The sequence below is a fragment of the Arenicella chitinivorans genome, assembly GCF_014651515.1.
Taxonomy (GTDB): domain Bacteria; phylum Pseudomonadota; class Gammaproteobacteria; order Arenicellales; family Arenicellaceae; genus Arenicella; species Arenicella chitinivorans.
The window spans coordinates 662,688-677,316 of sequence record NZ_BMXA01000002.1 but is presented as its reverse complement, the minus strand read 5'-3'; the positions used below and the strand labels follow the sequence as shown (position 1 = coordinate 677,316).

Below are 14,629 nucleotides of genomic sequence, written 5' to 3'. Positions count from 1 at the left end.
AAAATACATAAACCTAAAGCTGAACAAACCCAATCATCCAGATGTAACCTTCACCGTCAGCATAAACCTGAGCAATTTCTTTGCTATACCGGTGCAACTGAGATGGGTCAACTTCTGTTTTGGAGCGTCTAAGCACGATCTGTGTGTTGCTGTCGTAGATATACGTCTTGACACAATCAATACATTCATCCTCTTCTAAACTCGTGACTTTGATGGTACCTCGACTACCGGACGCGCCGACTCGTTCTAGTATTTGCAACTCAGCCGCTTCGTAGCTGTGTTGTGATGACGTATCTTTCTGTGCGTGACCGGCAATACTGATGCTTAAACACGCAGACAATACGAGAAATTTTGCCAACTTACTCATTACCTAGCTCCTGATCGATTATTGTTTCAAGGTCTTGTATTCGTAGACCTGGTGTTGGTTTGAGGCGATATTGGTGTTTACCAGCTGAGCACTAGATTCGACTTTCAATTCGTTACAAGCAACTTTTTCTTCACCTGCGCCGAGTTGTTGACCAAAAACCAGACAGGTTCCGCGATACCAAGTGGCGACATCTGTATCGATATAAGTCGCAGCGACCGTCGATCGTTTGGGAAGATAGTCTAACGAGCCTGTGCCTGCATCGTCGAAAACATGATCGCCAACATTTCCGTCAATCAAACGGATGATGTATGACGGCACGCCGTCTGAAATTTTTCGCTCATTGATAAAATCGATTTGTGCGTCGATCTCGGCATAACTCGAGTTAAAAGACTCTAGCCGAAATTGATTGTTACGCACCATAATCGCCTGACTCTGATTACTGTTCGTCACTGCAAGCGCCACCACGGTCAGCGCCATCAGCACAAAGATAGTAATGACTAATACGGCGCCATTTTGACCCTGACGTGGTACAGGCGCGTTTTGATGTTTGATACGAAAGTTCATTATGTTCCTACCTTATTCAGGGTGTTGGGTATCAACACGGTGGTTGAGTAAACTTGGCGAAGCTCGCGGTCGTTAAACGCTGAAGCCGGTGCATCCAACAAGTTATAACTGCGATTGACTTGCTGCTCGCTGTCAAAATTTTGATCAGGACTTGCGCCACCATTGAGTAACATGGCGACTCGAATTGCACGAACATCGCCAGCGTTAGCAGCCCCCATATTTGTAAATGATTGATAACGCTCGATCACGCCATCGTTGTCCGAGTCAACGCCGTATTGGAATTGCAGTCGATCCACGCCATCAACCAGTGGCAGCGCTAAGCCTTCAGCTTGCTCGGTTTGCAAATTATAGGTTTGACAATAAAGTGAACGCACACCATCTCCATCAAGGTCGCCACTCCAAAATACGCTTGCCAACCTGAGTTCATCGCCAGCAGGTACCGTGATCTGATGACTATTACAACCAAACACGGAGACCGCCGATGATGATTTACTGGCATCGACCATGTAATCGATGGCAATGCGGTCTGAGTTATTATCCGTCGCATCGTTGGCGCCATCTTTAGTACAGACGACTGTACCGATAGCGCCGTCAGCTAACCCAGCCTCACCTGCAGGGCACTTTGCATCCGACCAAACAACCGCTAATTCGTTAGAAAAATTATTGCTTGCATTCAGACCGGCCAAACGAAAGTTTTGGGTCAACACCTCCAGTGCGAAGCGTGCATTCTCTTGGATCATTGACTCGTTGGTTTGCACACGGAAAGTACGTGATGAGGTTGTCATGTAGGTGATTGTCACAGCAACAATAAACATGCTGAGCACCAACCCAACAAGCAACTCAACCATGGTAAAACCAGAACTCTGGCCTCTTTTGGTAACCAAATTCTGCATGTTAACGCCACCCATTTTATTCAAACCTCAAGCAATATGCGTCTAGACGCGTATCGACATTTTCGTCTTGACCACATAAATTCGTTACCACAGTCCGCGCTGTTCCGTCGCTGTTTTGCTGCCCAGAAGCCGTTGTGGCGGAATCGACACTATTGTTAGACGTTCTATTAAGCCACTCGAAATAAAGTCGATACTCAGACCCGTTTTGTTCTAACGCAACTTCCAGGTTACGCAACCCGACGGAACCCGTCACAGCATTACCATTGGGCACTAGACCTGTATTAGGCTCGCAAAAAACTGACCACAAGTCCGCTTGAACTACTTGAGCGGCGGTGCACGCGCCGGCATTAGTGCCATTCACATCATCACACCTTGCTGGAGCCGCCGTAGGACACTGATATTCACTTGCGGAATTCAATACCCCAATACCGTTATCATTATTCGTGTTGTTGATTTGTGTTATGTACGTGGCAATCAAACCATCCGGACTATCGATGGTTTTAGTTGCCTTGATTCGATCGACTAATTCTTGGGCTTTCCAAATTGCAATCGATCTCTGACGAGTATCATCACCACGGACCATTGAAGTGGTCTGCATAGCGGCGATACCCAGCGCACCCACAGCAAATACGAACAACGCTGTCATAGCTTCAATCAACGTTGCCCCTTTTTGTAAACGGGCTGCCGCCAATCGGCTTTCTGTTTTTCTTAAATGCATCTCTCGCTCAGCTCCCTACTTAAGAACAGTTGATGACAGAGCCATCGGAATTATTGACAGTGGATGCGCGCCCTGTCGCGTTGAGTACGACACCCTTCGAATCAGCGATCACACCAGATTCTTTGCAGATCCCAAACGCCAAAGTTCCGCCTGTTGCTGATGCAGTATTAAAGCGACCACTGGCATTAAAGCTTACACAGTCATCGTTATCCGTATCATCAATAAATATGCCGTCGTCGGACAGTGCAACATCTCGGATAACTTCCGCAGGGTTCCCAATCAAAACGGCCATCTGTCCCGGCTGAATATCAAAACTATTAACCGTTACAGCACTGCCAGTTTGATTCCAACAGACATCGACTGTGGCCAAACGATTCAACGCCTCAGCCCTAGCAGTGCTAAGCGTGACACTGATAATCTCTGCTTGCGCCGATAGTCGTTGTCGTTCCACAAAACCGGCAAATGAAGGGGCCGCCATGGTCACGATAATCCCAAGCAACGCGACAGCCACAAATAGCTCGATTATGGTAAAACCTGTTTGCCTTAAGGTTTTCATAGTAATGTTTCTCTCCGGGAGATTCGCCGCCACTGAGACAGCAAGTCAAATAATTCATGCGCAGGGTAAACATAGCGCGGTGGGACGAGCAACGCCAGCGAGAAAAGATAAGAGGTCATATTCGAACGACAAACGGTCGATTTATCACCGTTGGCCAGTATCGTCACTAAAATAACAATCTGGTTTAAGCCATTCCATGGCTCTTGGTAGCGTCAAGTCAGACTGATTTACCGACCCGCAATTCGATCGGCAAGGAGAATGAGACATTCTCAATTGGGCCGTTGGCTTCGTTGACGACCGTGCCGCCCCAGTGTTTGATCTGATCGATTACTTGCTTAACCAGTATCTCGGGTGCCGAAGCCCCAGCCGTCACACCGACAACATCCACGCCGTCAAACCAGGCGCGATCAATTTGGGCGGGATTATCCACCAGGTACGACGGCACGCCAATGTTCTGCGACAACTCAGCCAAACGGTTAGAGTTCGAACTGTTTGGCGACCCAACCACAATCACCACGTCTGCATCGCGAGACAAAGCCCGCACTGCATCTTGCCGGTTTTGCGTGGCATAGCAGATATCATCCTTACGTGGCCCTTGAATGTTTGGAAATCGTGCTTTCAATGCGTCAATCACTTTACGCGTGTCATCCACTGACAGTGTGGTCTGAGTCACATAAGCAAGATTATCTGGGTCCTGAACCTGTAAAGACGGCACGTCTGACGGTTCCTCTATTAGGTGCATACCGGAGTCAGCCTGCCCCATTGTGCCCTCCACCTCCGGATGACCAGCATGCCCGATTAAAATAATTTCAGTTCCACGGTCTCGATAGCGTTTCACCTCCATATGCACCTTAGTCACCAAGGGGCACGTTGCATCGAACACCTTGAGGTCACGGCTAGCGGCGTCATTTTGAACTTGCTGTGAGACCCCATGGGCACTAAATATCACGGTCGCACCGTCTGGTACCTCATCCAACTCTTCCACAAACACGGCGCCTTTGCGCTTGAGATCATCTACCACGAACCGATTATGAACCACTTCATGGCGCACGTAGATCGGTGCTTCAAACAACGCCAGTGCTCGTTCAACGATTTCAATTGCGCGATCAACACCGGCGCAAAAGCCACGCGGGTTTGCGAGTAAAATTTTCATTCTGATCTCAGGTTCAAAAAGGGTTTGCCAAAGGCTTCAAATATCAATAATCCGGCACCGATAAAAATAGCCGAATCCGCGATATTAAAATGCGGATAGTGCCAGTCCTGGTAAAACCAGTGGATGAAATCTACCACATACTGATACACCAGCCTGTCAATGGCATTGCCAAGTGCACCGCCAATAATCAGTGAATAGCCTACAGCAAGATGGCGCTCATGCGCGCCCAACCGCCGCATAAAAATAACCAATACAATCGAGACAACCACCGCGAGCGTCACAAAAAACACGTGCTGAATGCCGCCAAGACCACCAAACATACCGAAGGCTGACCCCGTATTATGTGCCAGAGACAGGTCAAATACGGGTAGGATCTTAACCACACCGGTTGCACCGAGAACATGTTCCGCCCAGTACTTGGTAAGCTGATCGACAATGATCACCACTGCGGTCAACCACAGCCATGCAAGGTGGCGATTACTTTGTTGTTCACTCATACCCGTTACGCAATCTTGCGCGATTCACCGTCGCCATCAATATTACTGACGCAGCGACTACACAGCTCTGGGTGCGCTTCGATTGACCCGACCTCAGGTCGACGATGCCAACAACGTACACACTTTGTGTCATTCAATACGGATACGCGAATTTTGAGATCCGCGATGTCACTCTGCACCGCATCAGCCGGCGCTTGAGCGAGATCAGCAAGGCTGGCACCAGAGGTAATCAACACAAATCGCAACTCATCACCAACCGCATGCAATGCAGTTTGGATATCGCCCGCGGCAAAAAGTTCAACCTTGGCATCCAGCGCAGAACCAATTTTTCCTGCGGTTCGTACCGCTTCGATCTGTTTGGCAACCTCGTTACGCGCCGCGATCACAGATTCCCAACGTGCGTCGGCTTCAGGATCTGTTGTGGTTTGATCAAGCTTCGTATAATAGGTTGCAAATAGAACAGAGGCTTCACGTTCGCCGGCCATGTGGCCCCAGACTTCCTCCGCAGTAAAACTGATAATCGGTGCAACACAGCGCACCAGTACTTCAAGAATATGCTGCATCGCTGTCTGGGCGGACAGGCGGGCGCTTGATTTGGTGCCTAATGTATACAGACGATCCTTAAGGATATCCAAGTAAAACCCGCCCATATCGACCACGCAAAACTGATGCAAACGCTGATAGATCTGGTGGAACTGATAGGACTCGTAGGCCGCCTGTACTTGGTGTTGCAGGTTTGCCGCTTGGCGCACAGCCCATTTATCCAAGTCTAATAACTCATCGAAGGGCAGCGCCTCATCCGGCGAGAAGCCGTCCAGGTTACCGAGCAAATAGCGAATGGTGTTACGAATTCGTCGGTACGACTCACTGGTACGCTGCAGAATCTCTTGAGAGATCGTCATTTCACTACGGTAGTCGGTCGCGGCAATCCACAAGCGCAGCACATCGGCACCCAGGCTGTTGATAACCTCTTGAGGCGCCATAACATTGCCCAGCGATTTGGACATTTTCTTACCATGCTTATCCACCGTAAAACCGTGCGTTAATACCGTCTTGTACGGCGCTTTGCCATGCATCGCCACGCTGGTAAGCAAACTTGACTGGAACCACCCTCGGTGTTGATCCGACCCTTCAAGATACAGATCAGCAGGCGTATGCAATTCGTCACGCGCATCAAGCACGCTGTGGTGCGTTACGCCGGAGTCAAACCAAACATCCAGCGTGTCAGTGACTTTATCGTAGCTATCTACCTCATCACCCAGCAACTCAGTATCGTCCAGGTCATACCAGGCTTGAATCCCGGTTTGTTCAATGCGCTGCGCGGCCTGCTCCATTAGTGCGACCGTGTTCGGATGCATCTCACCAGTTTCTTTATGCAGATAAATGGTGATCGGCACACCCCAGTTGCGCTGACGTGATACACACCAGTCCGGACGATTCTCAACCATCGTCTTGATTCGTGCCTGACCCCAGTCCGGCTCCCAATCTACGGACTCAATGGCCTGCAACGACTGATAGCGCAGCCCTTTATCGCCCGCTTGCTTTTCCATACCAATAAACCACTGTGCGGTGGCACGATAGATCATCGGCGTCTTATGTCGCCAGCAATGAGGATAGCTGTGCGTGTAATCAACATGCTTCAATAACGCACCGTGCTGCTCCAACACCTCAATCACGTGCGGATTGGCTTTGAACACGAACTCACCAGCAAACAGCTCGGTTGAATCTAAAAAGGTACCGTTCGAGCCCACCGGGTTGTTGACCGGAATGTTGTAGCGCTTACCAACGGCAAAGTCATCGCCACCATGCGCTGGAGCGGTGTGCACCGCGCCAGTACCCGCATCGGTGGTGACGTGATCTCCCAGAATCACCGGCACTTGCTTGTCGTAGAACGGGTGCTTGAGACTTAAGAGTTCGAGATCTTGGCCACTGAATCGCGCCAGCACCTCGCCCTCGCCCAACTCGTATCGTGCCAAGGCAGACGCCATCAAGTCTGCAGCAAGCACCAATTGTCGATCACCCGCCTGCACCAGCACATACTCAAGTTCAGGGTGCAGAGAGACCGCCTCGTTGGCAGGCAGCGTCCATGGTGTGGTCGTCCAGATCACTACACTGGGGTTACTCAGGCTCGCAGCATCAAGCGAAACACGTTGTGCAAAGTCAGCCGCATCTGCAATCTGGAACGCCACGTCGATCGCTGGTGATACTTTATCTTGGTATTCGACTTCCGCTTCGGCCAAAGCAGACGCGCACGCCGGACACCAATACACCGGCATCAAGCCATGATACAAATGCCCTGCCGCCACGATCTTCGACAAGCTGCGCACGATGTTGGCTTCGGTTTTGAAGTCCATCGTAAGATACGGTGACTCCCAGTCGCCTTGCACACCCAAGCGGATAAAATCGGCTTTCTGGGTTTCCACCTGACGCTGAGCGTACTCGCGGCACTTCTCACGAAACGTTTTTTTGTCGATTTTTTGCCCGGCTTTACCGTACTTTTTCTCGACCTGAATCTCGATCGGCAAACCATGACAATCCCAACCAGGCACATATGGCACTCGCAAACCTTTAAGGTTGCGGGACTTTATAATGATGTCTTTGAGAATCTTATTGACTGAATGCCCAATATGGATGTTGCCGTTGGCATACGGAGGGCCATCATGCAAAATGTAAGATGGCGCACTGGCTCGCTGTGCCTGCAACGCGTGATACGCGTCAAGCTCTGCCCACCTCTTTAGAATCTGCGGCTCTCGATTTGGCAAGCCCGCCTTCATTGGGAACGCAGTTTTTGGCAGATTAATGGTGTCTTTATACTGACTACCTGGCTTTTCGTTACTCATGGATTCGGTCTTTAGGACTTCTGATTTGGCATTACTCTCGATGCTCTCAAACACAACAAGAAGAAAGATTGATCGCGTATTTTATGTTAGTTCCGTGCAGACACCAACGGGTAGTTGACCAAAGCCGAGAATTTTAGCGCACAATCGTCATTCTGTGGCAGGCACATCAAAGATTCGGCGTGCAGATAGCGCATCTTGTTGAATCTGTGTTCGCAGCGCATCCACCGATGCAAACGACTTTTCCTCTCGCAGCTTCTGTATGAAACGGACTTTCATCTGAGCGCCATAGATATCCTGGTTGAAATCAAACAAATGTACTTCAAGACGATTTTCTTTCCCGTTGACGGTCGGACGCCGGCCGACATTCGCTACCCCCGGAAACGCAGACTGACCCAGCTGTGCGATCACAGCAAACACCCCATTTACCGGCATCAACATATCAGGTAGCACCAGGTTTGCAGTTGGAAAATCAAGCGTACGACCAAGCTGCTGCCCTTGGCTAACAACACCTTCCACAGTATAGGGTCGCCCCAACAGTTGCTCCGCCAACGAAAAATTCCCAGCAGCCAGCGCGTCTCGAATCCGCCCGCTGCTGACCCGTGCACCTGCAAGTTCGAAGGTCTCATGGGCGGTCACCTCAAAACCGTGAATCTGCCCCTGCGCATGCAGCAATGCAAAATCCCCCACGCGCTGCCGACCAAACCTAAAATCGTCGCCCACGCACACGTATCGTGCACCGAGTCCGGCCACCAGCACCTCGTCAATAAATGCTTCGGCGCTCATGGACGCAAACACCTTGTCGAACGGAATACACACCACCCGTGCCACGCCTTGAGCAAACAGCAAGGCTGCACGCTCGTCCCGTGTGCTCAGACGCGCTATTGAGCCGGGGGAGAAATACTCCCTGGCTAGGGGGTCAAACGTTACGACTGTCGCAGCCGCCTGCAATTCTTCGGCCTTGGTGACCAAGGTTCGGATTACCGACTGATGTCCACAGTGAACGCCATCATAGTTCCCAATCGATACCACGCTGGGCGCATGTTCGGCTCGCAAACTTTCAATTCCAATAATGTGATCCATGATATCTCAGCACGCCCAATCCGGGTCTGTTTCTTCTATATATCTCGCCAGATTCTGTCGTTCTGACAACGTGGCACCCGCAACACGGAACGAACTCAGGCTCAACTCAGGGTAACGCCATGAAAGCCATCCTTCACCAACATTGAACTCCACCACCCACAAGCCGGGAACCGTCGCGCCGAGCAACTCTATTTTACCGCGCCACCGCGTGACGATTTGTTCAAATTCGCGCTCAAACGGTGCTCGCCGCGGGTCATTGGCCAACATTTTTTCCAGCTTCTGTTTTACCGGCATCAGCTCGGTTCGGTGTCTTTCAGTGATCACTTGCACTAACGGCAACAGCGCCTGCGCTTCAACCAGGTTAAATAGCTTGTCACGCTGTCCGATTTCCTGATTGGTCGACCGCATCAATTAAGCCTACGAGATGGGGCCAACAGCAATTGCCGTGGCCGAATTCCGAGCAGGTACAAGACAGCAAAGTACGTTGCAGCACCCGCCAACACCAACATGACCAACCGACCGATACGTTCCATCAAAGAATACGCAAACCAATGCGACGGCTCACTGTTCAACCAGACTAAGCACGCAGCCATAGCCGCCAACGCCAGCGCCACACGCAGCCCAAACAACAACCACCCAGGTTCGGGCCGGTACACGCCACGCCGCCAAAGGATAATAAACAGTAAGGCCGCGTTTACCCACGATGCAAGCGAGATTGCCAGTGCCAGCCCCACATGTTGCAGCTTGCCGACCAACACAAGGCTAAGCATGATATTAGTGACAACCGATACCACTGCTACCTTCATCGGTGTTTTTGTATCCTGCCGGGCGAAAAACCCTGGGGCGAGCACTTTCACGAAGATAAACCCACTAACGCCCACCGCATAAGCCTGCAATGCCAAGGCCGACATCTGTACCGCATGAGTGGTGAACTCGTTGTACTGGAAAATCGTCGTTAGTAGCGCAGACGCGAGAATATACAAAGCGATCGTCGCCGGCGCGGCAATCAAAATAACCCAACGCAAGGCCCAATCCAACATCTCGGCGAACCCGGTCGCGCTGCCAGATTTATGCTCTTTGGACAAACTCGGCAAGACCACCGTGGCCAACGCGATGCCAAACACGGCGACTGGAAATTCCATCAATCGCTCTGAATAATACATCCATGAGATACTCCCGGCGGCCAAAAATGACGCCAGAATCGTATTAACAATCGTATTGATTTGCGCCACTGAGACACTAAAAATAGCCGGCAACATCAGCCTGAATACACGTCGACTCGGCTCGTTACTGAGCGACAATTTCGGCCTTGGCAGAAAGCCAGCCCGCTTGAGACTTGGTATTTGGAACACGAGTTGCACCACGCCTGCCAGCAGCACCCCAATAGCTAACGCCCGGGTTGGGTTGTCCATGTACGGTACCAACACCCAAAGCGCAGCGATCATACATAGATTGAGCAACACCGGCGTTGCGGCGGGCACGGCAAATCGGTTAGTGGTATTGAGGATCCCACCGGACATGGCCACCAACGAAATACAGAACAAGTAGGGAAACATGATCCGCAATGCTTCGACTGTTCTGGCCATTTTTTCAGGTTCATCCACAAAGCCTGGAGTAAACAATCCGATTAGCTGTGGCGCAAACACAATCCCCAACGCGGCCAACACAAAGGTAACCAGAGACAGTAAACCGCTAGCCACATTCACAAACTCGCGTGCTTGCTGTGTATTCTGCTCCGTCAGTTCACTAAAGACTGGCACAAATGCTTGAGAAAAGGCTCCTTCGCCAAAAATCCGTCGCAAGAAATTAGGAATGCGAAAAGCCACAAAAAATGTGTCGGACACCGATCCAGCTCCCAACACATTTGCCATCACCACGTCGCGCACTAGGCCGGAAATACGTGATATCAGCGTCATAATACTGACGACAGCGGTGGATTTTAGAAGCTTCTTGGACACGATTGGTGCGAAAACTGGTGATAGAATGTATGCAGGCTGAACTTCTGTACGGTGCACCGTCGGAAGCTCGAATTCACGGGTTTCAAGTTGCGTGGTTTAGGCAATTTCGCAAGTATACCCGCTCAGCTCTTCGTTTGGACAACTTCGTTAAGGATATCCACACATTACTACGGTTTTTCCCTTGACAATCATTTTCTAAATCTGCATATTCCCGTTTCGATTTTAAGAGGTAAACTAACGTGGCAAATTCACCGCAAGCGCGCAAACGCGCCAAGCAAAACTCAGTTCGTCGATTGCGCAACCACTCGCAGCGTTCTGCTGTCCGTACTGCAATCAAGAAGTTAGATGCAGCGATTGAAGCCGGCGATAAGGAAAAAGCAACCGAAGCTTACCGAGCTTCTGTGTCCATGATCGACAAAGCGACGATCAAAGGCTTGCATCACAAAAACCGTGCTGCCCGCCTGAAAAGCCGTCTGAACAAACGCGTCAAAGAACTGGCTGCTTAATCGACCAAGCGAACTGATTTCTTTGCAAAAAAGGGTCCTTTGGGACCCTTTTTTATTGCCCCTGCCATTCAGATTGGAATGCCAAGGTAAACCAATTCGACAAACAATCGCCCTACCGCGACATAACACGCGATTTCCGCCTGAATTCTGGCGACTTTTTCCAACAATCTTGCTGAATACTAAATTGCTCGATTGGCTCGCCTGCGTACAAATAAAATTGTCACAACGATCAAACAAAAATAGACGCCTAAAAGTATCGCCATATACGTCCAATACACATTTAGTGCGTAAGAACGCACAGAGAGCGTCTCTACGTCATTTCCAACAAACAGAGACATTACCGTCTTGACTACCGGCATCAGCACTGGAATTTTGTCCCAATTAGTATATCGAACGTCTTCGTACGCATACGAAAGCTCGTAATCATTTGGGACTTGAAGTCTATATACATCCCAGTTATCACCTATCTCTTCAAAGCTTGCCAAAGTACCATCTGGACTCACGAATGCGAGACCATACAAGGCATCGAGCGCCACCCACTTATCATTGATCTTTGCATCAAGCAGTATATGACAGCCCCAAAAATTCCCGCACTTCATCTGTGCAATCCGTATTTCGATGCCCGCTCTTTGGAGCAGCCGACCCAACACGTGAGCATGACTTCCACAGGCTCCTTTGGCATCGATTAGTTGAACATCTGAAGATCGAAAATATGTATCGCGCACGTTGATATAGTTCTCACCCTCAAATAAGGTAAGTCGAGGCTTCAACAAAGAATGCGTTCGGTGTAACAGCGCCAATGCCTTTTGTTGGTCGTCCATGTCCAGGGTAATCGTGTTTTCTAAAATTTGGTCATATAAGCCATCTTCATACTCGGACAAAACTGCCAAAACGATCACTGCCATGACAATCAGCCCGTGCGCGAATGCCATCCCCAGCGAAAGAGTATTGGATCGAGTCAATAGCCTGACGACACTCATTAGATCTATTCTCCCCGCTTTTGCGTTGTCAGGTTTAAGCTTAAGCCCCATTGGTTGAGACCTTCTGTACAGCAGCACATGCACGGCTTCGACTATCCGTGATCGTCTTCACATCCGCGTTAGGCTGACATATTTGGGCTGCTTTCTAATACCTAAGCAATCGCGACCAATAGAAAGCGTCGCGGCAGATTGATACCAGCACCTAAAAATGCGCCCGCATTAAGTCAGCGTCCTAGGTTTTACTTTAACACCACCATGTTGTCACGATGCACAATTTCGTCTGCGCCACCATAACCTAATAACGCGGTAATCTGCTCACTGGGCCGACCGATGATCTTGCTTGCTTCCTGCGCGTGGTAGTTCACGAGTCCTCGCGCCACTTCCTTACCCGCCGGATCCACGCAACTGACGAGTTCACCACGCTTGAATGCACCTTCAATGGCAGTCACACCAATGGGCAGAAGGCTTTTGCCTTGCTCACGCAATACTCGAGCAGCACCTTCATCAACCATCAGCGTGCCAGAGATCTTCATTTGACCTGCCATCCACTGCTTGCGTGAGGCCATGCGATCACGCGCAGTGAGTAGCGTACCCAATACTTCTCCACCGAATAATCGCTCAAGCACCTGCGGTTCACGGCCGTTAGCGATGATGGTTGATGCTCCAGATCGACTGGCTTTTTGCGCCGCCGTTAACTTGGTCACCATACCGCCACGCCCGAGCTTGCTCCCACCAGATGCCAGCGACATCAGTGACTCATCACTGGCATCACCCGAAGTCAACAACTTTGCATTGGGGTTACTGCGCGGATCAGCCGTATACAAGCCATTCTGGTCCGTCAATATCACCAATAAGTCCGCCTCCACCAAGTTCGCCACTAAGGCGCCGAGACTGTCGTTGTCGCCAAAACAGATTTCATCAGTGGCGACCGTGTCGTTCTCATTGACCACCGTCAACACATCGAGCTCCAATAACTTGGTTAGCGTACTGCGTGCGTTCAAATACCGCTCGCGATTCGCGATATCGGAATGCGTTAACAGGACTTGGGCGATATTAATTCGATACGGTTGAAACGCTTCTTCATACTGGCGCACCAAAGAAGCTTGCCCGACGGCGGCAGCCGCCTGTAGTTCATTCACCTTAACTGGGCGTGTGCGCATACCAAGCTGGGTCACCCCTGCGGCCACCGAGCCCGAAGAAACCAGCACGACCTCAATCCCTTTATCGCGTAAAAATGCAATCTGCTCCGCTAGATCCGTGATCGCTTTTACATGCAATCCCTTGCCGTCATTAGTGAGCAACGCGCTGCCAACCTTGACTACCCAGCGCTGAAGTTGATGAATGGATTCGCGGTCAGTCATCATCGGCGTTGGGGTCTGGAATCGATACAAACGCTTGCGGCTCCTGCGCTTTCAGCTCGGCATCAATGTAATTCATAATATCGTTGCACAATGCCTGAGTACCATCACGACTGATTGCGCTAATCGTGTATACCGGCCCCTGCCAATCTAGCTCAGCGACTAACTCCTGCACAATTCGGTCTCGGTCCTCCGGCAGCACCACATCCGTCTTGTTAATAACCAACCAACGATCCAGCTGATCAAGTTCTGCACCGGCTTGTTCGCTGTAGTGTTCCAGCTCACCGAGAATGGTACGGATGTCCTGCGCCAAATTTGCTTCTTCGTCACCGTATGGAGCGATATCCACCACATGCAGTAATAACTTGGTCCGTGCCAGGTGACGCAAGAACTGGATGCCTAGGCCGGCACCTTCTGACGCACCTTCTATCAAACCCGGAATATCCGCGATCACGAAACTGCTACCGATACCCAAACTCACCACCCCAAGTTCGGGATGCAACGTGGTAAACGGGTAGTTTGCCACCTTTGGCGTGGCTTGCGATACAGCACGCAATAGCGTGGATTTACCTGCGTTTGGCAAGCCCAGCAAACCAACGTCCGCCAACACCTTGAGCTCTAAACGAAGCGCCCTAGCATCACCCGGCTTGCCCTTAGTAGTTTTCCGCGGCGCCTGATTAGTACTGGACTTAAACGTGGTATTACCCAGACCACCGTCCCCACCTCTGGCTACCATCACACGCTCTTCGGCGTCCGTCAGGTCGGCAATCAATTCCTCGGTTTGCGCGTCGTACACCATGGTACCGATGGGCACCTTGATCGTCAGATCCGCGCCCCCCTGTCCACTCTTTAGTTTGCCACTACCTGATTGACCACCTTTGGCCTCATAATGGCGAACGAACCGAAAATCGGCCAGGGTATTCAGCCCGTCTGTGGCTTGCAGGTACACACTACCACCTCGACCGCCATCACCGCCATCCGGACCACCTTTAGGAATATATTTTTCACGGCGAAAACTCAACGCGCCGTGCCCGCCGTTACCAGCCTTAACCGAAATATCTGCTTCATCTACAAAGTTCATGCGCGGATTTTAACGGTTTTGCGCAATAGAAGAAGCTTTTATTTTTTGAAAGCTCGAAAAAGTTTGAGTCGCCACTTA

At 50.6% G+C, this 14,629-nt stretch carries 15 protein-coding genes; 1 reads left to right on the top strand and 14 read right to left on the bottom strand.

Going from position 1 to position 14,629, the window contains the following annotated elements; translation table 11 throughout:
* Positions 1–13: 13 nt before the first annotated feature.
* The 11 genes from IE055_RS08275 to murJ all read right to left on the bottom strand — a co-directional run bounded on the left by IE055_RS08275 (position 14) and on the right by murJ (position 10,584).
* A complete protein-coding gene (locus tag IE055_RS08275; RefSeq protein WP_189399705.1) occupies positions 14–367 on the bottom strand; it encodes a hypothetical protein in 354 nt (117 codons plus the stop codon).
* An 18-nt stretch (positions 368–385) separates the two neighbouring features.
* The gene (locus IE055_RS08270; RefSeq protein ID WP_189399703.1) at positions 386–931 is read right to left on the bottom strand and encodes a pilus assembly PilX family protein; all 546 of its coding nucleotides are present in this window, start codon (positions 929–931) and stop codon (positions 386–388) included.
* Entirely contained in the window at positions 931–1,824 is an 894-nt protein-coding gene (locus tag IE055_RS08265) for a PilW family protein (RefSeq protein WP_229794202.1), read from the bottom strand. Before IE055_RS08265 ends, IE055_RS08270 begins: the two co-directional genes overlap by 1 nt.
* Before the next feature lie 16 nt (positions 1,825–1,840).
* Positions 1,841–2,542: a type IV pilus modification PilV family protein gene (locus IE055_RS08260; RefSeq protein WP_189399699.1), complete on the bottom strand. Its 702-nt coding sequence runs from the start codon at positions 2,540–2,542 to the stop codon at positions 1,841–1,843.
* 19 nt (positions 2,543–2,561) lie between these two features.
* Positions 2,562–3,098 carry a pilus assembly FimT family protein gene (locus IE055_RS08255; protein WP_189399697.1) on the bottom strand — a complete coding sequence of 179 codons (537 nt, stop codon included), beginning with the start codon at positions 3,096–3,098 and terminating at the stop codon, positions 2,562–2,564.
* A 217-nt stretch (positions 3,099–3,315) separates the two neighbouring features.
* Positions 3,316–4,251, bottom strand: a complete 936-nt coding sequence (ispH, locus tag IE055_RS08250) for a 4-hydroxy-3-methylbut-2-enyl diphosphate reductase (RefSeq protein WP_189399695.1) — start codon at positions 4,249–4,251, stop codon at positions 3,316–3,318.
* The gene (gene lspA, locus IE055_RS08245; RefSeq protein WP_189399693.1) at positions 4,248–4,748 is read right to left on the bottom strand and encodes a signal peptidase II; all 501 of its coding nucleotides are present in this window, start codon (positions 4,746–4,748) and stop codon (positions 4,248–4,250) included. The genes ispH and lspA overlap by 4 nt, the downstream gene beginning before the upstream one ends.
* Before the next feature lie 5 nt (positions 4,749–4,753).
* Positions 4,754–7,588 carry an isoleucine--tRNA ligase gene (ileS, locus tag IE055_RS08240; protein WP_189399691.1) on the bottom strand — a complete coding sequence of 945 codons (2,835 nt, stop codon included), beginning with the start codon at positions 7,586–7,588 and terminating at the stop codon, positions 4,754–4,756.
* A 147-nt stretch (positions 7,589–7,735) separates the two neighbouring features.
* A complete protein-coding gene (ribF, locus tag IE055_RS08235; protein WP_189399689.1) occupies positions 7,736–8,668 on the bottom strand; it encodes a bifunctional riboflavin kinase/FAD synthetase in 933 nt (310 codons plus the stop codon).
* 6 nt (positions 8,669–8,674) lie between these two features.
* Positions 8,675–9,076 (bottom strand): DUF2203 family protein, encoded by a 402-nt coding sequence (locus tag IE055_RS08230; protein WP_189399687.1) that lies wholly within the window; start codon positions 9,074–9,076, stop codon positions 8,675–8,677.
* Complete coding sequence (gene murJ / locus IE055_RS08225; protein ID WP_373299191.1) at positions 9,076–10,584, bottom strand: murein biosynthesis integral membrane protein MurJ; 1,509 nt, start codon at positions 10,582–10,584, stop codon at positions 9,076–9,078. Before murJ ends, IE055_RS08230 begins: the two co-directional genes overlap by 1 nt.
* A 281-nt stretch (positions 10,585–10,865) precedes the next feature.
* Between murJ and rpsT the strand changes: the two genes are divergently transcribed.
* Positions 10,866–11,132, top strand: a complete 267-nt coding sequence (gene rpsT / locus IE055_RS08220; protein ID WP_189399685.1) for a 30S ribosomal protein S20 — start codon at positions 10,866–10,868, stop codon at positions 11,130–11,132.
* A gap of 179 nt (positions 11,133–11,311) precedes the next feature.
* Here the strand turns inward: rpsT and IE055_RS08215 are convergent, their stop codons facing one another.
* The 3 genes from IE055_RS08215 to cgtA all read right to left on the bottom strand — a co-directional run bounded on the left by IE055_RS08215 (position 11,312) and on the right by cgtA (position 14,551).
* A complete protein-coding gene (locus IE055_RS08215) occupies positions 11,312–12,112 on the bottom strand; it encodes a transglutaminase-like domain-containing protein (protein WP_189399683.1) in 801 nt (266 codons plus the stop codon).
* A 239-nt stretch (positions 12,113–12,351) separates the two neighbouring features.
* The gene (gene proB / locus IE055_RS08210) at positions 12,352–13,473 is read right to left on the bottom strand and encodes a glutamate 5-kinase (protein ID WP_189400316.1); all 1,122 of its coding nucleotides are present in this window, start codon (positions 13,471–13,473) and stop codon (positions 12,352–12,354) included.
* Positions 13,466–14,551 (bottom strand): Obg family GTPase CgtA, encoded by a 1,086-nt coding sequence (gene cgtA / locus IE055_RS08205; protein WP_189399681.1) that lies wholly within the window; start codon positions 14,549–14,551, stop codon positions 13,466–13,468. The genes proB and cgtA overlap by 8 nt, the downstream gene beginning before the upstream one ends.
* Positions 14,552–14,629: the final 78 nt, after the last annotated feature.